The 17209-nt window shown below is 70.3% G+C and carries 22 protein-coding genes and 2 pseudogenes; 14 read left to right on the forward strand and 10 right to left on the reverse strand.

Features of this window, described 5'->3' with window-relative positions; genetic code table 11:
- The first annotated feature begins 17 nt into the window (after positions 1-17).
- The 4 genes from Sspor_RS07110 to Sspor_RS07125 all read left to right on the forward strand — a co-directional run bounded on the left by Sspor_RS07110 (position 18) and on the right by Sspor_RS07125 (position 1644).
- The gene (locus tag Sspor_RS07110; protein WP_051763608.1) at positions 18-389 is read left to right on the forward strand and encodes an ATP-binding protein; all 372 of its coding nucleotides are present in this window, start codon (positions 18-20) and stop codon (positions 387-389) included.
- 17 nt (positions 390-406) lie between these two features.
- Positions 407-817, forward strand: a complete 411-nt coding sequence (locus tag Sspor_RS07115; protein ID WP_033224106.1) for an STAS domain-containing protein — start codon at positions 407-409, stop codon at positions 815-817.
- Between the two features lie 35 nt (positions 818-852).
- Positions 853-1074, forward strand: coding sequence for an alkylphosphonate utilization protein (locus Sspor_RS07120; protein ID WP_033224089.1), 222 nt, complete (start codon positions 853-855; stop codon positions 1072-1074).
- 234 nt (positions 1075-1308) lie between these two features.
- Positions 1309-1644: an ArsR/SmtB family transcription factor gene (locus Sspor_RS07125; RefSeq protein ID WP_008736311.1), complete on the forward strand. Its 336-nt coding sequence runs from the start codon at positions 1309-1311 to the stop codon at positions 1642-1644.
- A 492-nt stretch (positions 1645-2136) separates the two neighbouring features.
- Here the strand turns inward: Sspor_RS07125 and Sspor_RS07130 are convergent, their stop codons facing one another.
- The 5 genes from Sspor_RS07130 to Sspor_RS07150 all read right to left on the reverse strand — a co-directional run bounded on the left by Sspor_RS07130 (position 2137) and on the right by Sspor_RS07150 (position 4008).
- Positions 2137-2295, reverse strand: coding sequence for a DUF6126 family protein (locus Sspor_RS07130; RefSeq protein WP_008736308.1), 159 nt, complete (start codon positions 2293-2295; stop codon positions 2137-2139).
- Complete coding sequence (locus tag Sspor_RS07135; protein ID WP_202198300.1) at positions 2292-2504, reverse strand: hypothetical protein; 213 nt, start codon at positions 2502-2504, stop codon at positions 2292-2294. The genes Sspor_RS07130 and Sspor_RS07135 overlap by 4 nt, the downstream gene beginning before the upstream one ends.
- Before the next feature lie 10 nt (positions 2505-2514).
- A complete protein-coding gene (locus Sspor_RS07140; protein WP_202198301.1) occupies positions 2515-2898 on the reverse strand; it encodes an ATP-binding protein in 384 nt (127 codons plus the stop codon).
- Positions 2899-2986: 88 nt separating this feature from the next.
- A complete protein-coding gene (locus Sspor_RS07145; RefSeq protein ID WP_202204137.1) occupies positions 2987-3124 on the reverse strand; it encodes a hypothetical protein in 138 nt (45 codons plus the stop codon).
- 143 nt (positions 3125-3267) lie between these two features.
- Positions 3268-4008 (reverse strand): carbonic anhydrase, encoded by a 741-nt coding sequence (locus tag Sspor_RS07150; RefSeq protein WP_202198302.1) that lies wholly within the window; start codon positions 4006-4008, stop codon positions 3268-3270.
- Between the two features lie 284 nt (positions 4009-4292).
- Here Sspor_RS07150 and Sspor_RS07155 point away from each other — a divergent pair, with 284 nt between their 5' ends.
- Both Sspor_RS07155 and Sspor_RS07160 read left to right on the forward strand, forming a co-directional pair.
- Positions 4293-4673, forward strand: a complete 381-nt coding sequence (locus Sspor_RS07155) for an ArsR/SmtB family transcription factor (RefSeq protein WP_202198303.1) — start codon at positions 4293-4295, stop codon at positions 4671-4673.
- Positions 4674-4868: 195 nt separating this feature from the next.
- Positions 4869-5243: a hypothetical protein gene (locus Sspor_RS07160; protein ID WP_202198304.1), complete on the forward strand. Its 375-nt coding sequence runs from the start codon at positions 4869-4871 to the stop codon at positions 5241-5243.
- Positions 5244-5850: 607 nt separating this feature from the next.
- On the opposite strand, the pseudogene Sspor_RS07165 reads toward Sspor_RS07160, so the two are convergent.
- From Sspor_RS07165 to Sspor_RS07185, 5 genes and pseudogenes are all read right to left on the reverse strand, one after another.
- Positions 5851-6591: pseudogene (locus Sspor_RS07165) on the reverse strand (IS5 family transposase).
- 48 nt (positions 6592-6639) lie between these two features.
- Entirely contained in the window at positions 6640-7224 is a 585-nt protein-coding gene (locus Sspor_RS07170; RefSeq protein ID WP_202198305.1) for a DinB family protein, read from the reverse strand.
- Positions 7225-7574: 350 nt separating this feature from the next.
- Entirely contained in the window at positions 7575-7958 is a 384-nt protein-coding gene (locus tag Sspor_RS07175; protein WP_237403717.1) for a CBS domain-containing protein, read from the reverse strand.
- A 112-nt stretch (positions 7959-8070) separates the two neighbouring features.
- A pseudogene (locus Sspor_RS07180) lies at positions 8071-8391 on the reverse strand (ArsR/SmtB family transcription factor); the annotation flags it as partial.
- Positions 8392-8496: 105 nt separating this feature from the next.
- Positions 8497-8859: an STAS domain-containing protein gene (locus Sspor_RS07185; RefSeq protein WP_033215671.1), complete on the reverse strand. Its 363-nt coding sequence runs from the start codon at positions 8857-8859 to the stop codon at positions 8497-8499.
- A 443-nt stretch (positions 8860-9302) separates the two neighbouring features.
- Here Sspor_RS07185 and Sspor_RS07190 point away from each other — a divergent pair, with 443 nt between their 5' ends.
- The 8 genes from Sspor_RS07190 (at position 9303) to Sspor_RS07225 (ending at position 17204) form a co-directional block, all read left to right on the forward strand.
- Complete coding sequence (locus Sspor_RS07190) at positions 9303-9440, forward strand: hypothetical protein (RefSeq protein ID WP_158711739.1); 138 nt, start codon at positions 9303-9305, stop codon at positions 9438-9440.
- A gap of 47 nt (positions 9441-9487) precedes the next feature.
- On the forward strand, positions 9488-9889 hold the full coding sequence (locus Sspor_RS07195) for a pyridoxamine 5'-phosphate oxidase family protein (protein ID WP_051762659.1): 402 nt from the start codon (positions 9488-9490) through the stop codon (positions 9887-9889).
- A gap of 49 nt (positions 9890-9938) precedes the next feature.
- Positions 9939-11180 (forward strand): hypothetical protein, encoded by a 1242-nt coding sequence (locus Sspor_RS07200; RefSeq protein ID WP_051762657.1) that lies wholly within the window; start codon positions 9939-9941, stop codon positions 11178-11180.
- Between the two features lie 240 nt (positions 11181-11420).
- Positions 11421-12635 (forward strand): pyridoxal phosphate-dependent aminotransferase, encoded by a 1215-nt coding sequence (locus Sspor_RS07205; protein ID WP_033215667.1) that lies wholly within the window; start codon positions 11421-11423, stop codon positions 12633-12635.
- 720 nt (positions 12636-13355) lie between these two features.
- Positions 13356-13631, forward strand: coding sequence for a hypothetical protein (locus Sspor_RS40325; protein ID WP_237403718.1), 276 nt, complete (start codon positions 13356-13358; stop codon positions 13629-13631).
- On the forward strand, positions 13628-14965 hold the full coding sequence (locus Sspor_RS07215) for a methyltransferase domain-containing protein (RefSeq protein ID WP_237403719.1): 1338 nt from the start codon (positions 13628-13630) through the stop codon (positions 14963-14965). The genes Sspor_RS40325 and Sspor_RS07215 overlap by 4 nt, the downstream gene beginning before the upstream one ends.
- A complete protein-coding gene (locus tag Sspor_RS07220) occupies positions 14962-15822 on the forward strand; it encodes a methyltransferase domain-containing protein (RefSeq protein WP_237403720.1) in 861 nt (286 codons plus the stop codon). Before Sspor_RS07215 ends, Sspor_RS07220 begins: the two co-directional genes overlap by 4 nt.
- Entirely contained in the window at positions 15819-17204 is a 1386-nt protein-coding gene (locus Sspor_RS07225; RefSeq protein ID WP_202198307.1) for a phosphotransferase, read from the forward strand. The genes Sspor_RS07220 and Sspor_RS07225 overlap by 4 nt, the downstream gene beginning before the upstream one ends.
- The last annotated feature ends 5 nt before the right edge of the window (positions 17205-17209 follow it).

Genomic DNA, 17209 nt, shown 5'->3' on the forward strand with positions numbered 1-17209 from the left:
TGCTGACCCTGCCCGCGATGGGCGCCGCCGTACGCACCGCGAGGGAGACGACCGAGCTCGTGCTGCTGGAGTGCGGTGTGGGTCTTCGCCATCCGAGTGTCGGACCGGCGCTGCTGATCCTGGCGGAGCTGGTCACCAACGCTGTCCGCCACGCCGCCGCGCTCTCCCCTACGCTCACCGTCACCTACGCCCACGGCCCGGGCGTGTTCGCGTTCGCTGTCCACGACCGCCACCCCTACCTGCCCGCCCTCTACGGGGCACTGGCCATCAAGCCGGGCAGCGGGCTGGCCACCGTGGTGGAGATGACTATGGAACTGGGCGGCACCGCCGTCGTGCGCCCGGACGCGGACGGTCGCGGCAAGAGCGTCTGGATCACCCTGCCCCTGTGAACACCGAGGAAGCGACGATGACGATCGAGTGGAACTACGCCGCGCACGAGGACCTGGCTGTCCTCTCCCTGGCCGGATACCTCGGCGCGGAGGCGACCGGCCGCTTCACCGGCGCGGTGGGCTGGGCCCTGGCCCGGGGCACCGGGCCCGTGATCCTGGACCTGACCGCCCTGCACGGCTGGTCGGCCGGCGGGCAGCTGGCCGTGGCCCAGGCCGCCCGCCTTCTGGCCGAACACGGGCGTCGCCTCGAACTCGCCGCGATCCCCGCCGACGGCTCCCTCGTCCCCGAGGCCACCGGACCCTCCATACCCGTCCACCCCGACCTGCCCGCAGCCCTGGCCGCACACCGCCAGATTCGCCAGCCCGACAGGCAGTGGAGCACCGGCAACTGGCCCGCCCGCCCCGTGGTCACGGCCAGCACTATCTGACCCGCCACCTCGCAACCAAGGAACACAGCCACATCATGAGCGACATCACCTTCAAGGACTCCAACGGCACCGTGCTCGAGGAGGGAGACTCCGTCACGCTGACCAAGGACCTCAAGGTCAAGGGCACCTCCGAGACCCTCAAGCGCGGCACCCTCGTCAAGAACATCCGCCTCACCTCCCGGCCCGGCGAGATCGAGTGCAACACCAAAAAGGTCAAGGGCCTGGTCCTGAAGAGCGAATTCGTCAAGAAGGCCTGACCCGGCCACAGAGGCCCGGGCCGAAGCGCCCTCAACGACGGGCTGTTCGGCCTGATCCGCTCCCGCGGGTATCCATCAGTTGCGAAAATCTGCAATTGTAGAGGTCGCAGGATGTTGACGGGGACGCTGGAGCAGGTCCCCTGGTGGAGAGTTTGGGTGGACGAGGTGCCAGGTACACGCGCGAAGAACACGGCCCGGGATGGCAGCGGCCCGGCCGGCGCCGCAGGAGCGCCGATGGTCACGCCGCTGTACCAGCTGAAGGCCGAGTTCTTCAAAACGCTCGGCCATCCGGCCCGGATCCGGGTGCTGGAGCTGTTGGCCGAGCGTGAGCAGGCGGTCGGCGAGTTGCTGGCCGAGGTCGGCATCGAAGCCGCTTCCCTGTCCCAGCAGCTCGCGGTGCTGCGCAAAGCCAACCTCGTGGCCACCCGCCGTGAGGGCTCCAACGTGTACTACCGGCTCACCAGCCCCGACGTCGCCGAACTCCTGCGCGTCGCCCGCGGCATCCTGTCCGGTCTCCTGCAGGGCCAGGCCGATCTCCTGGCCGACCTGCGCGCCACCAGCCGGAAATAGCCGGCCGGGCGCCCTCAGACGGCGGCCGTCTTCCGTAGTGCGGGGTTCACCCGGCGCTTCTGACACCGGGAGACGGCCGCTTCCCTCTTTCTTCGGGCCCCCAGCCCGCCGTGGAGTGCTTACAGGAGCCGGCCATCAGACTACGGCCGGTGAGCGAAGCGCGGCGGATGCCCAGGATCGCGCCCTGGCCCGAGCCCTCGCCCGTCAGCGGCAGCAGGCCCGGGCAGCGGACAAAACGCCCCGGTTCACGCTCCAGTGTGGCGATGCCCGTCACCGACACGCTCCGCGGCATGGGTCACCGAACCGGCCGACACCACGCGAGGCACCAAGCGGACGGCCGACGGAGCCAGCCGCGGGAACACCACCGCGCCACCCCGATCGCCGCGAGCATGCGGCACTCCTATTCGCCCGCGGCGCGGCGCCGCAGGTCGTCCCGGGCCGGCGGGGTCCGCGCCTTCGATGTCATGGCCGTGCCCTGCTCGGCGAATGCGGTTACTTCTGGGCGTGCTGGCCCAGATAGAACAGCAGCCAGATGAATCCGGCGAACACGTGCGTGCCGAAGATGTAGAAGAACGCGCGCAGCGCGACCCCTTTCTCCTTCCACTTCTCCGCATCCGCTCTCGCCGTCTCGGCGCGTTTGTCGTCGCTCATGACTGACTTGCTCCCTTCCCTGCCGCTGCGGCGTCCCGAGCGGTCGCCGGGCGGGCGTAGGGCCGGATGAGGATCGTGGCACCGACGGAGCCGGCCTGCTCGATGAGGTCCGCGACCTCGGCGGCCGCCACCCGGCAGGTCGCCGGATCGTCCCCGCCCAGATACGTGATCTCGTACATCTGCTCCTCCACTTCGTCGGTGCCGCTCACGATGCGCCGGTCACGGTGTTCCGGACGGCAGGATGAAGCGGACCAGCACCGTCTTCCCGCGCCCGTCGGGCGAGGGTTCGACGCCGACGTCGCCGCCGTGGGCCCGCGCCAGGTCCGCCACCGTGCGCAGCCCCTGTCCCGCGGACCGGTCGGCGAGCGTGACCGGGAGCGGGTCGAGGTCCCCGACGGCGACGACGAGCAGGTGATCGGTCATGGTCAGGGTGATCTCGGCCTCGGGGGATGCCGTGGCGTGGCGGGCGGCGTTGGCCACCAGCTCGCTGACCACCAAAAGCACCGCACCGCCGAGCGAGGATGCTCCTCCTACACCGAACAGCACCAGGGACCGTTCGGTGCGCTCGCGCGCGGCCCTCACCGAACCCGGCGCCAGCGGCACCGTCCAGGCATGGCGACGCTCCCGGACCAACTGCCGCCCGCTCGGATCGCGGCCCATTACCGGCCCGCCTGCGGCCGCGCCGCCAGATTCACCGGACACCCGGCTCATCAGCACCGATGCCGTGCTCCCGGGCCAGACGCGAAGCGTCCTCCAGCTCCTCGGCTGCCTGCGCCTCCTCGAAGGCGTCCTCGGCCTCCCGCGCAGCCTCCAGACGAACCCGCGCCACACGGACCCTCTCCAGCGCCGCACCCTCGAATCCGACCACACCGCAACCCCCCGTCCACCATCATGGAACTAGTAAATTGCATAACTCTGCAAGTCTAGCGTGGCCTGCCCCGCCCGCCAGTCTCTTTGACCGCCCACTCCCGGTCAGCCGACCCGGTGCGCCCACTGGCCGGCCAGTTCGTAGCGGGCCCCGACCACCGCCAGCTTCCCCGCCGCGATACGCCCCGCCATCTCGGACTGGGCGGCCAGCCGCGAGGCCACCCGGCGCACGTTCGCGGTGACCGCCGCGTCCACGCACGCGTCCCCCGTCAGCGTGCGATCGATCGACGGACGGATCTGCCCGGCCAGATACCGCAGAGGACCTGGCAGCTCACCCTGCCCCGTCTCGGCGTGGACGGCGGCGGCGACGGCCCCGCACGCCTGGTGCCCCAGGACCACCACCAGCGGAATCCCCAGCTCCAGCACCCCGTACGCGACGCTCCCCACCACCGCCTCGTCCAGGACTTCACCGGCCGAGCGGACCGTCAGCAGGTCACCGAGCCCCTGATCGAAGACCAGCTCCGGCGGAACGCGGGAATCCACGCAGCCCAGCACCACGGCGAACGGATGCTGGCCGCCCACCAGCTCCCTGCGCAACCCACCCGACTCGTCCGGATGCCGCTCACGCAGTGTCCGCCAGCGGCCGTTGCCCGCGGCCAGCTCCGCCCACGCGCCTTCCGGCGTCACGGGACGCCTGCGCACCCCGCCATCGGAACGCGTGGAGACGGCGCTGGAACCGGATACGAGCCCCGCCCCCAAGGCGACCGCACCCGTGAGGGCGAAGCGAGCGAGCCCGCGCCTCCCCAGCACCTTCCCGCCGCCTTCACCCTGGGCACTCACGCACATCACCCTAGGCGGGCACCAGGCCCGACGCCCGGGACCACGGGCCGCCTTGGCACTTCCTTGGCCAGGCCATGGCGAGAAAACACCCTCGAGCCAGTGGCCCCCGGCCGCGGCCTGCAGTCAGTGCCGCAGCCGTAACCGCGGCGGACACAGACACCACGCGACCTGATTCCCCGATACCCCGATACCCCGGGCAACGGTCCGCAGCGTACGGAATTCTGCAATTGTGGCGGTCACAGCGCGGCAGACGTCCGACAGCCGCCCGACGCCAGGATTGGGCCCACGCCGTGTCAGGACGCGCCAGCAAAGCGAACGAGGACGAGACCCCAGAGGTCAGCACTCCCCTCTACCAGTTGAAGGCAGAGTTCTTCAAAACCCTCGGCCACCCGGTACGCATCCGCGTCCTGGAACTCCTGAGCCAACGCGAACACGCAGTCTCCGAACTCCTCACCGAGGTAGGCGTGGAATCCGCGTCCCTGTCCCAGCAACTCGCCGTACTCCGCAGAGCCAACCTCGTCCACACCCGACGAGAGGGCGTCAGCGTCCACTACCGCCTCGCCAGCGACGAAGTCGCCGAGCTCCTGCGCGTGGCCCGCAGCATCCTCACCGGCGTCCTACAGGGCCAGGCCAGCCTGCTGGCCGACCTCACCGCCCACCCCCACCGATAACCCGCACACCCGCCCCGGACGCCAGTCCTCCGGCACCCTCCCGCGCTGCGGGACGGCCCGCCCCACTCCCTCCGCCCGATCACGCCAACCCCACCCGAACTTGCCGAATCCCCCACGGGCGGGGCCAGGCAATGAGTAGCGTCCCGGTGACAGCCCGCGCCCAGCGCGCACGCAGACACACCGGAAGGCGACATCATGGCCAACGTGGACACCGCCCTCAAGGACATCATGACCAGCGTCGAGGGGACCCTCGGAGCCGCAGTGGTCGACTACAACAGCGGAATGGCACTCGGCACCGCAGGCGGCGGACGCGACCTCGACCTCGCCGTGGCCGCAGCCGGCAACACCGACGTCATCCGCGCCAAGGTCCGCACGATGGAACACCTCGGACTCACCGACGCCATCGAGGACGTCCTGATCACCCTCGGCAACCAGTACCACCTCCTGCTCCTGTGCACCGGACGCGGCAAGGAAACCCTCTTCCTCTACCTCGTCCTCGACAAGCGCAACGCCAACCTGGCCATGGCCCGCCACCAGCTGCGGCGCATCGAAGCCGACCTCGAAATCTGAGCTCAGCCCTCTTTCCCACGCCCAAGAGTTGCAATTTTTCGCAACTATCCATGTCGGCATGTCTGGCAGTCTGCAGCTCCCTACGGCCCCGCCAGGGCCCCGGCCTCGACGAAGCACGACACTCGCCCCTGCGGCTGTATAGGGTCTCCGAAGCCTGAAGCTTCACCCGTTGAGGGCATCCAGCCGCAGGGGCGCCCACTGCTCCCCGCGCGTGGCGTGGGCAGCGGATTGGCGGACCCAAGGCGGGCCTCGGCGCCGCGACGGCGCCACCCCCGATGGTGCCGCGCGGTCAGGTGCCCGAGCGGCGTTGAGCAGCACCCGCTCGCGATCCTCCTCCAGCGTGAACCCGTGCCGCGCCGCAGAGACACAGCGAAGCGCCGGACGGGTCCCAGGACGGAGCAGGGCGCCAGCCTTGATCAACTTATGGACTTGGGCCTCGCGACCGGCTGGGGCCGGTAAATCGCGCCCAACAGAGGCGAGGGCGGACAGAGGCGAGAGCGGAGGGCCGCATGCTTCAACCCGCAATGGAGGCGCGCTACGAACTCTGCGCCGAGGTATCCGGGCCCCGTACACGCGGACGACGTGTCCGAGATTCTACGAGGTCGTCTCACGTGGCAAGTTTCGCGAGCTCCTTGTAGCAGGTCAGGGCAGCGGCCAAGGCGAGGAGTGCGAGCCCTTTCGTTCGTATCGGATGCTCAGGCGGCGGTAGCCGAAGAGCCAAGCGATCGACCGTTCGATCTTCCAGCGGTGCCGGCCGAGGCGTTCGCCGGACTCGATGCCTGGCCGCGCGATGCGCGCGACAAGCCCACGCTCGCGCAGCCAGATGAGGTGTTCGGCGGAGAAGTGCGCCTTGTCCGCGCGAAGTTTGGCAGGCCGGCGCCGTCGGGGCCCCCGGCCGGACCGGACGGCCGGGATGCCAAGGATGAGCGGCCTGAAGGCGAGGCTGTCGTGCATGTTCGCACCCGACACGGCGACGGCGAGCGGGATGCCCTGGGCATCGGACAAGACGGGCAGCTTGCTGCCCTTCTTGCCACGATCGCCCGGGGTGCGGGCCCGTCAGCGATCCCCCGTTGGCGCGAACGGAGGATGCGTCGACGATCGTCGAGGTCCAGTCCACCTCGCCCCGGACCCCGAGTTCGTCCAGCACCGCCCGATGCAGCCGACGCCACAGGCCGACCCCGGTCCATACCGTGAAGCGCCGATGCGCGGTGGCGGAGGACGTGCCGAACGTCGGCGGCAGATGCTGCCAGGCACAGCCGCTGGTCAGCACGTACGCCACTGCCGTGAACGGGCCAACCAGCTCCCAGAGTTCATCAGGAACCAGACGCTTCGACAGATCAGCGCTCACGACCGGCATCATGCCGTTCGAACATCACCTCATGTCCTGGAACAGCCCCTACGCGGTGGTTGGTGTGGCCATCCTGGCGGCTTGCTCGATCTTCGCGAAGTAGGCTGCGCGGGCTTCCTTGTCTATCGGCTGCTCGTGTTCGGCGCGCATCCCGGTCCGGCCGTCTACGCCCTCGCGCAGGATGTCGGCGTGCCCGGCATGCCGGATGGTCTCGCCGAGGACATGGACCATGATGGCGAACAGGTTCGTGTTCGTATAAGGCTCCGGCCACCAGGGCACGTGGCCGGGGGCATCGAGGGCAAGCTCGTCGATCGTCGCATCCGAGTGTTCCCACGTGCGCCGGTAGAACCCGACGATCTGACCACGCGTCTCGTTCTCGGCCGCCCATTGATCGCTGCCGTCGGAGTCCTGCCACCGGCAAAGCGGCTCCGGAGAAGGGCGGCCGAAGACCTCACCGAAGTACCTGGCCTCGACCGTGGCCACGTGTTTGACCAGGCCGAGGAGGTTGGTCCCGGTCGCCGTCAGAGGCCGGCGCGCGTCGTATTCGGACAAGCCGTCGAGCTTCCAGAGCAACGCCTCACGGTCCCGCCGCAGTCTCTTGTGCAGGTTGTCTTTCGCGAAATCATCGATCATGCGGCACGAGCCTGCCATGGGCTGCTCATAGTCTCAAGATCCCGTACGCGGTCCGCAACGACTGGCGGAGCCGTGGTCAGCTATGGTCACCGCCCCGCCTGCTGCAAGGAGCTCAGGAACCTGTCCACGTGCGACAACCTCTAAGCCGCTGGATCATTCCGGCGCTGTGAGGGCGAGCGCCTGGTCCTTTCGGGGCTGCGGCGGCTCGCCTGCGGTCGTCCGAGAGCGGCCCAGCGGGCTTCGTGCAGCGTCGGCGGCAGCCGGACCGGCCTGTCGGCGGCAGCCGGACCGGCCTTGGGCGGGCCGTCGGTTTCGGGGCGCACGGGAAATGCCGGATCGGCAGCCTGGGGTCAGGGTTGCTCTTGCGTGTCCTGTGATGCTGTGCCGAGGAGTGTCTGCAGCCGTTCGGTGGTGAGGATGCCTACGGCGAAGCCCTCCTCATCGACGACGGGCAGGACCGTCAGAGACCGTTCGCGCATGGCGGCGGCGGCCTCCGAGGCGGGCATGCCGGGGCGGGCGAACGGGCTGTGGTCGTGCGCGATGTCACGGACGCGGGTGTTCTCGGCGTACCAGGGTTTTGCCCCGAGGGCGGTGAGCTGGTCGCGGGTGACGATGCCGGCGCACCGGCCGGTGTCGTCACGGATGAGTACGTATTGGCTGTGGGATCCGCGCAGAACGTCGAGCGCCCTGTCGATGCTGGTGTGGTCACTGATCTGCAGGTCCGGCGGGATCATGGCGTCGGCGGCGGTGGGGCTCGTTGGAGGAGTGATCGTCGGCTCCAGGGGGTGGGGCACGCGGCGTCAGGCCGGGCGTGCAGGGGCGGGTGCGCTGACGGAGGGCGCTGCGGGCCCGGAGGTCTTCGAGGAGTCCGGCCTGGCCGGCCAGGAGACCGCTGAGGATGCTGCGGGCTGCGGCCAGGAGGTCGGCGACCTGGGGTGTGGTGAGGCGGTAGAAGACCGCCGAGCCTTCCTTGCGGGTGGCGACCAGGTTCGCGCGGCGCAGGATGGCCAGCTGCTGGGAGAGGTGGGCGGCTTCGATGCCCACTTCGGGGAGCAGTTCGGCGACGGCGTGTTCGCGCTGACTGAGCAGTTCGAGTACGCGGATGCGCACCGGGTGGCCCAGGGTTTTGAAGAGGTCGGCCTTGAGCTGGTACAGAGGTGTGCTCATGGCCGCCGCCTCATGGGTTCGGGGACCGGTGCCGACGGTATGCGGCACCCGGCCGGGTGCGCCTTCCGTCGGCCGCGGACAAGAGATGATCGGTTGCCGACTTTATCAATGCACATCGCCCGCCGGGCGGGAGGCTTCTGCCCGGCTTCGCGCGTCGGAGGCCAGGTGGGCCACCGCGGAGGGAAGGTCCGGGTAGATCCGGATCACGGCCTCGCGCGCGGCGAGGAGTGGAGCGGGGCGCTCACGCAGACCGCACACGGCCAGCGAATCCCCGGCTGCTCGTACCACGGCGGCCTCGCCCTCTGTGCTCCAGCCGAGCAGGCCGGACATGTCGAGCACCAGCGGGCCCTTGCAACGGGAGCGCACCCAGTCCACCGCCCCCTCGAAGCGGTGTGCATCCTGACGGCCCAGGAAGCCGAAGAGCTGCAGCACCCCTACGCCGTCACACTCCGCTGAATCCCAGTACATGCTCACCACCGCCCCAGCCGGTGCCAGGCGCGCACCAAACCGGCCCGGTACAGCTTGCGGCGGGGGCCGGACTGTACGAGGCGGGAGCCTCCGCATCGCGAACAGTGCCTCTGGCCGTCCAGTGCGGAGGGGCGGCACAGCAGCCCGCACGCCGCACAGAGCAGCACCGGGGCCCTCTCTCCGCGAATCGGCGTGATACGCATGACCCCTCCTAGTGAGTTTACCAATTGCCAATCTTAGCAACTGATAATGTATGCAGCTAGTGGTTGCCGTGGGGGCCGGCGTCGGGGCACCCGCGTCCCGCCGCACGGCGGTGTCGCGAAGTGGGGCATTTTTCACGCGTGTTGCACCCGAGGAGTGTGGGTGGGCGCGCAGGGCACGGGAGGCGATTGATGGGCGAGCCGGAGCTCCGCCGTCGGGCGGCGCAATTGCGACGGGGCCGCGTGGAGGCTGACGAACAGGGCGACGCGTGGGCGGTGGCCCTGCACACCGTGGCTCTGGAGGACGTCGAACGCCTGGGACGCGAGCGAGGCATCGACCTGAGCGGCGAGGCGGACCCGAGCGCGGGGGTGCACGGATGATGAGCCGATCCCACCCGGACGGGGACCCAGCCCCGGCGACGCGGGCCTTGCCCCGTCCCATCGCACTCGGACCCGACGAGGGGCTGCCCCTGCTCGACATCCTGACCGCGGGGCGCTTGATCCACGACGAGCCGGGACTGCCCGCGGTACGTGTCCTGCGCCACTGCCGCGACTTCGGGTATCTCGTCGTACGCGTCCAGCTCACTGGCCCGCCCGCGGTGTTCCGGTGTCCCGGCCGCCTCACCTACCAGACCGAATGGGTCGACCCGCAGGACCACACCGGCTGGACCGTGACGGTCAGCGGCCCCGCGCAGCGCATCACCAACGGCTACCAGCAGGCCCGCTATCGCCTGATGCTGCACGCCGGACCGCAGACCTCCCATGAGCACCTCCTGCGGATCCGCCCGGACAACGTCACCGGATACCGCCTCACCCGCGCCCCGGCCTGAGCAGCCCAGGTCACCAGCCCGAATGTCCCGGATAAGGAGCCAGGCCCGCATGCCGCACAACAGCAGCAATCTTCAGATTCCCTCGCCCGGCAGACCCGGCCCGGCCTTCAGCCTCACCGCCCACGTGCAGCCGGCCGCGGCTACCGCAGCCGCGGCGCTCATCGCCTCCGTCGCCGGGGCCGTCATGACCGAGACGGACCACGACCCCGGTGTCGGCCTCGACCGGATCAGCGCCGACACAGACGGGCCTGAGACCCTGCTGCGGCTGTGCACCCTGCTGCGGGACCGTCTCGGCACAGCCCTGATCCACCTGGGTGATCCCGCCCTGGACGCTGCCGCCACGGGCAAGATCACCCAACGGCTGTGCGTGCCCGCCGGCACCCCTCGCGAGAGGGCGCTCCTGGACACCGAAGCCGACCACCGCGTCATCCAGCATCTGCTCCTCAATCCCGGCAGCGTCGACTCCTGCACCGGCCGGCGCCACCGCATCGCACTGCTCTCCAACGCCTCCGCCGTCGCCGATCTGGGCCCCCTGCCCGCCGCCGTGGTCCTGCCGGCCCTGGAGTCCGCCGCCGCCCACCTGCGCAGGACCACCGGCCTGGACATCTATCCCCTGCCGATCGACGCTGACACACCCGAGGACTTCGCTGCCACGGCCGCCGCGCTGGCTCCCGGCTTCGCGGCGCTGTGCCTGTCGCACACTCACCCCGCCTACGTCGGCGCGGTCCGCGCCACCCTGGAGCACACCGACACACCGGTCGTGGACACCACCAGCCACGCCCACGCGGTCGCCGTCACCGCTGCCGCCCTCAACGCTCTTCGCCACAAGGCGATCCCCACCGGCGAGGCGCGCGTGACCCTCACCGGCGCTCATCGCGGCGGAGACCTGTCCGGCCTGCTCACGGCTGCCGGCATCAGGACCCTGACCCTGCATCAAAGCGGAGCGCCGCTGGTGGACCCGGCCGGCCCCGCCGACCTCCTGATCGACCTGACCGGCGTCCCCGCCCCTCGGGACGGAACGCCCGTGCTGCGCGCCTGCCCTCAGCATCTGCCCCCGCTGGGTGCAACGGCCTCTCGCGCTCACCCCCTCCACGCTCTGCCCGCCCTGCTGTCCGCCGCGGCACGCACCCGGCGGCTCACCCCGCACAGTCTCCTGGCCGCTGCCTTCGCACTGGCTGAGCTGGCGGGGCCGGACCGGCTGCTGCCCTCCGTCGACGAACCCGGGCTCACCCAGGCCCTGGCAAGCGCCCTGATCCGCGACTCCGCCCATCCCACCGATTCTCAATCCTGACCGCGGGACACCACCGCCGCGTCCGAAACCATCCTGCTCCTGCGGCACGCGGACACCTGTGTACGTCAGGGCCCGCGGGCCCTGACGGCCGCGATCCTCGTCACTGCCCAAGCCCACGCCACTGGCGGGCGCGGAACGCGGCAGGTCAGAGCGCGCCCATGCAACGGCTGCCGCGCCGACCGCCCACCGGAGCCCACAAGGCCCGGCCCTCCGCAATCTCCCAGCCATGAGGTGAACCACATGCAGGTAAACCAGTCCAGCAAGCTCGCAGGAGTCTGCTACGACATCCGCGGACCGGTACTCGAGGAGGCGACGCGCCTGGAAAACGAGGGCCACCGCATTCTGAAGCTCCACACCGGCAACCCCGCCGCATTCGGCTTCGAAGCGCCCACGGAGATCCTCCGGGAAATCACCGGCAACCTGGCCAGCGCACACGGCTACGGCGACGCCAAAGGACTGCCCTCAGCCCGCCGGGCCATCACCGACTACTACCTGCAGCGCGGCGTGACCGGCCTGACAGCCGAAGACATCTACCTGGGCAACGGAGCCTCCGAGCTGATCCAGATGTCCATGCAGGCCCTGCTCGACAACGGCGACGAAGTACTGATCCCCGCACCCGACTACCCCCTCTGGACCGCATCGGTCTCGCTGGCCGGCGGCACAGCCGTGCACTACCGCTGCGACGAACAGGCCGGCTGGTTCCCCGACCTCGCCGACATCGAAGCCAAGATCACTCCTCGCACCCGGGCCCTGGTCCTGATCAATCCGAACAACCCCACCGGCGCCGTCTACTCCACTGCCCTGTTGCACGGCCTCATGGAGATCGCCCGCCGCCACCAGCTGATCGTCTGCTCGGACGAGATCTACGACAAAATCCTGTACGACGGCCTGGCCCACACCTGCACCGCCTCCCTCGCCCCCGACCTGCTGTGCCTGACGTTCAACGGCTTGTCCAAGGCCTACCGGGTAGCTGGATACCGCTCCGGCTGGATGGCCGTCTCCGGCCCGAAAGCCCACGCCACCAGCTACATCGAGGGCCTCAACATCCTCGCCAACATGCGCCTGTGCGCCAGCATGCCCGCCCAGTACGCCATCAACGCCGCACTCGGCGGCCCGCAGTCCATCAACGACCTGCTCCTGCCCGATGGACGGCTGACCCAGCAGCGCGACACTGCCTGGAAGCTGCTCAACGACATCCCCGGCGTCTCGTGCGTCAAGCCCCAAGGCGCGCTGTACGCCTTCCCCCGCCTCGACCGCACGGTCCACAAGATCAACGATGACGCGCGGTTGGTACTCGACCTCCTCAGAGCCCAGCACCTCCTCATCGTCCAAGGCACCGGCTTCAACTGGCCCGAACCCGACCACTTCCGCCTCGTCACCCTGCCCCGCGCCGAGGAGCTCACCGACGCGGTCACCCGTATCGCAACCTTCCTCGACGGATACAGCCAGCACTGACCCCGCCACACCACCTGGAACATGCGCAGAAATCAGCAATGGCTGAACTCCGCAAGTCGCTAAATAGTGTTGGGGTCATGCCCGCGCTGTGCGGGCGGGCATGCCCCCAGTCCTTGCAGTACAGGGGCGGGCGAATCTGGCCATATCGCCTGGTGGGTGCGGCCGTTTACTACGCGTCGGCCAGCCCTCAGGTGGCCCAGTTGATGTCGGTGGCCCGGGCGACCGCGTCCCAGGACGACAGCTACATCGACGGCCCGCTTGGTCGTGATCGCGACCTGCTCGACGCCAAGCGTGATCGAGTGCCGGGCGGTGGGCTGTTCGTCGCGGAAGGCGAAGAGGCCGCCCGGATGAGAAGGTCCCGTGCATGCCCGCCCGTGCCCTGCGGTACGGGAGCTGTGGGCATCTCCGCGTTTGCGTGCTCGTGCCCAGCTGGTCGGGCTCTGACACGTCCCCGGTGTGTGAGCATGGCGCTGGCGCAGCGCGCAGCTGGTCATACGTACCAACCTCGAACGTCGCCCGAACGGGTGACTCTCGTGGCCGGCCAACCCAGGGCTCCGATGTCTCAGACTTCCGCACAGCAGACTCGAAGTGGCGCCACCATCAGCAGATGTTCAGCCCAGAGACTGCGGCTCTACGAATGTCTCATGAGACATCTGCATCGCGGAGAATTCGATCCGGCAGATCGTCACCTCGGCCGGAATGCAGGCCCGGATGCAGGCCGTGAGTACCTGGCTGGCCTGCGCGGCCAAGCCGCTGGGCGCGCTGCTGGCCGGAGGACTCGGTACCTGGGTCGGCGTCCGGCCGGCCCTGGTCGTGGGCTCCTGCCTCCTTCTCGTGCCGTTCATGGTCCTGGCCCGGTCTCCGGTGCGCGGCCTTCGGCAGATGCCCAACATGGCCGGGCCGCCGGACACACCCTGCCCGGTCGTGCCCGCCCCCGGAGCGGCGCGCGCCAAGGACGTCAGCCGTGAAGGCTCGATGGACGGAGGGACACCGTGAACGACTTGAACACCGGGGCGGCCACCGAGGCCGTATCGAAGGCCTGCCCGCTGCCTGAGCCGCGGTCCGCGGGAAGTATTCCCGCCGCGTCGTCCGAGGGCGGCGTGGTCGTGGCGGCCGCGGGTCCCGATTCCGCGGCCGCCCGGGTGGAGATGGTGGGCCGCCTGGAAGAATCCGGCGACCTGGGCGCGGGCCCGGTGCGGGATGCACTCCTGGCCCTGCGGCGCGAGGTCCTGATGCGGCAGGCGTACGTACGCCGGTCGGATCCCGACGAGCTCCCACCTCGGTGGGAGCTGCTGGACTGGGCGCGGCCCCAAGACCGGGACGAGTTGTGCCGTCTGCTCCACAGCGGGGACAGCGTCCCGGTCCAACATGCGGGCGAACCCATGCTCGGCCGGAGCCCGGGCGTGCGCAGCGGGGGGACCATGACGGCGATGTCGAGCACGATGGGCATGACAGCTGGCCTGATTGAGGTGCTGGACCTGCGGCCGGGACAGCGGGTTCTGGACGTCGGCACGGGTGCCGGGGTCACCGCGGGCGTGATGTGCTTCGTGTGCGGGGACGATGGCGTCGTCACGCTCGATGTGGACCAACACGTCGGCGATGCCGTGCGAGCAAGCCTGGCTGCTCTCGGCTACCGGCCTACCGTGGTGACCGGCGACGGGCGGGACGGCTGGCCCGCCCGCGCGGGGTACGACCGGATCTTCGTGTCCTTCTCCGTGCCCAGCATCCCGCCGGCCCTGGTGGACCAGCTCGCCCCTGGCGGTCTCGCGCTGATGACGGTGGCCACCTCGTCGCCGTCCTGGCCGGGTCTGGCCGTGATCACCAAGTCCTCGACCGGTCAGGTCCACGCCGAGCTGCGCGGGGTCGAGTTCGGGCACCGCGCCGGTACCGGCATCGATGGCTTCGAGCAGGTCTTCCTGTCCGCCAAGTTCCGCCAGCAGATCGCCGCGGGCGGTGGCCGCTGGACCCGGCGCAGCCGGCTCGTACCTCCTTCGGTCACTGACCGCGGTGCGTGGCTGGCTCTCGGGGCATTGCGGCCGGGGCTCGTCCGGGACTACGGAGCGGAGGACCTGACCATCGGCGCGCCCAGCTGCGGATCGTGGATGCGGGCCCGCCCGGCCGGGACCGGCAGGTGGAAGGTCACCGTTGACGGGCCGCGTGACATCTGGGCTGAGCTCCACGAAGTCGCCGCCCTGTGGCGGGCGGCCGGCTCTCCCTCGACCTACCGCATCGACATCGGCTCCAGCGGCGCTCAGCAGGTGACCACCACCGGCGGGCACCTCTCCTGGGTGCTGCCCGCCCCATCCCCCACTCCCGGAGAAGCCCCATGACCATGCACTCCGGCGAACCGGTCGTCGCCGACACCCCCGGAGGCGGGGGGTCGCTGTTCGGAACGGCAGCCGCCGACTACGCCCGCTACCGTCCCGGGGTGCCCGACGCAGCCGTGCGGCTCCTCGCCGCAACCCTGCACGGCGTGCCCGCACCGGTCCTCGTCGACCTCGGCGCCGGGACAGGACAGGTACCCCGCGCGCTGCTGGCAGTCGTGCCCCGGCTGGCCCACATCGACCTCGTAGACGTCAACCAAGGGATGCTCGCCCAGGCGATGGCGGACCTCCGTCCCGCCCTCGGCACGACCACGGTCTCGGCATTCGCGGGCGAAGCCCACACCTACGCGCCGCTGCGGCCCGGCCAGGGACCTGATCTGGTCACCTGCTGCCGGGCGTTCCACTGGATGGACCGGGCGGCTGTCCTGGACATGGTGGACCGGATCTCCGCGCCGCACGCCGCGGTGGCAGTCCTGGGGGACGGCAGCCTTTGGACCTACGAGTCCGACTGGACCGCTGTGCTGCGCGAGCTGATCCAGAGCTTCCTCGGTCCCTCCCGCCGGGCGGGAACCCGCGGAACCTACGGCGGGCCCGGCCGCTCCTACGCGGACGATCTCGCAGCCTCGGCGTTCAGCACCGTGACCGAGCACCGCTTTCCCGTGACCCGCGCCTGGACACCGGCCAACGTCGTCGGCTACCTCCGCAGCACCTCCTTCGCCCGACCCGACCTGTTCGCCGACCGCCACGAAGCGTTCGAGTCCGAAGCCATCCAGCTCCTCAACCAGTACGCCACGGAGGGCGTGCTACGGGAGGACGCCGAGTTCACGGTGCTGGTAGGCCGGCGGCCCGGGACTGCCACGTGAGCGGCCCGCAGCGCCACCGCGAGGTAATCGACGTCCACCTGATCCTGCGCCGCGAAGGCCCAGACGGCCCGGAAGTGCTGCTGTCGCGCCGTGCCGGCGACGTGTACGCCTCCGGCATGTGGCATTTCCCGTCGGGACATCTCGATCCCGACGAGGACATGGTCTCGGCCGTCATCAGGGAGGCACGCGAGGAGACTGGTGTCCTCATCGATCCCAAAGACGTGACCGTGGCCGTGATCGTCCACCACCGCCCGCCGGTCGGTGCCGGGAGCCGTTTCGGCGTGTTCTTCGAGGTCTGCCGGTGGTCGGGACAGCCGGAGGTGATGGAGCCGTACCGGTGCGACGACATGGGCTGGTACCCGCTGGAGGGCGGGCTGGCGGAGCCGATCGTGGCGTACTGCCGGGCCGGCCTGGACGCCTACCGTGCCGGGCTGCCCGCAGCCGTCCACTTCCAGGAGCCGGGCGACGTGATCCCCTACGCGGCCCAGGGCCCCGACCGCACCCTTCTGCTGCCCGGCCCATCCGTCGACGGGCCCGGACTCCCCCACAAGCTGCGGGAGTTCGCCGAGCGGGCCGTGGGCCGGATCACCGGAGCCGAGGACGTCTCCTGGGTACGGACCGGGAGCAGGGTCTGGCGGATCACCGGTGCCGGCGGGGGCACCTGGTACCTCAAGCGGCACCGGGGGGCCAAGTTCCATGACAGGGAGGTTGCCGCGCTCCGGGCGTGGGCACCGGTACTCGGTGCGAAGGCCCCGCGGCTGGTCGCGGCCGACCGCCAGGCGCAGGCGATCGTTGTCACGGCGCTCACCGGTCGGCCGCTGCACGGCATGGCCCTGGATCCGGCGACGGAGGTACAGGTTCAGCACGGTCTGGGGCGCCTGGCAGCCGCCTTGCACGGCGCCGCTCCCGCGCAGCCCGCGGTCCCTTCCCCGGCGCTGGCCAAGATCGAGCGGCACCTGAGAGCGGCCGGACCGTACCTGCCCGTCGGCGACGAGGACCTGGTCCTCGCTCTGGCCCGCGCGTACGCGGACCTGCCCACGCCTCCCGCCGTGCCGACACACGGGGACCTGCAGTACCGCAACGTTCTGATCAGCGACGACGGCGATCAGCTGCTGCTGGATTTCGAGCGCTCCGAGTACGCGTCCGCCACCCGGGACATGGTGCGGCTCTCCGACACCTGGACCGGCCGAGACGACCTGAGGGCCGCGTTCCTAGACGGGTACGGCAGGCTGCTCGACCCGGACGAGGAGCTGCGCCTGGACTGCGAGGCGGCCTTCGACGCGGTCTCGGGCATCGCCTACGGCATGTCGCACGGCGACCCCGAGGTCACCGAACGCGGACGCCGGACCCTGCTGCGCCTCCACACCGCCCGCCGCCCGTAACCCCG

It is taken from the genome of Streptomyces spororaveus, assembly GCF_016755875.1.
In the GTDB taxonomy this organism is placed as follows: Bacteria; Actinomycetota; Actinomycetes; order Streptomycetales; family Streptomycetaceae; genus Streptomyces; species Streptomyces spororaveus.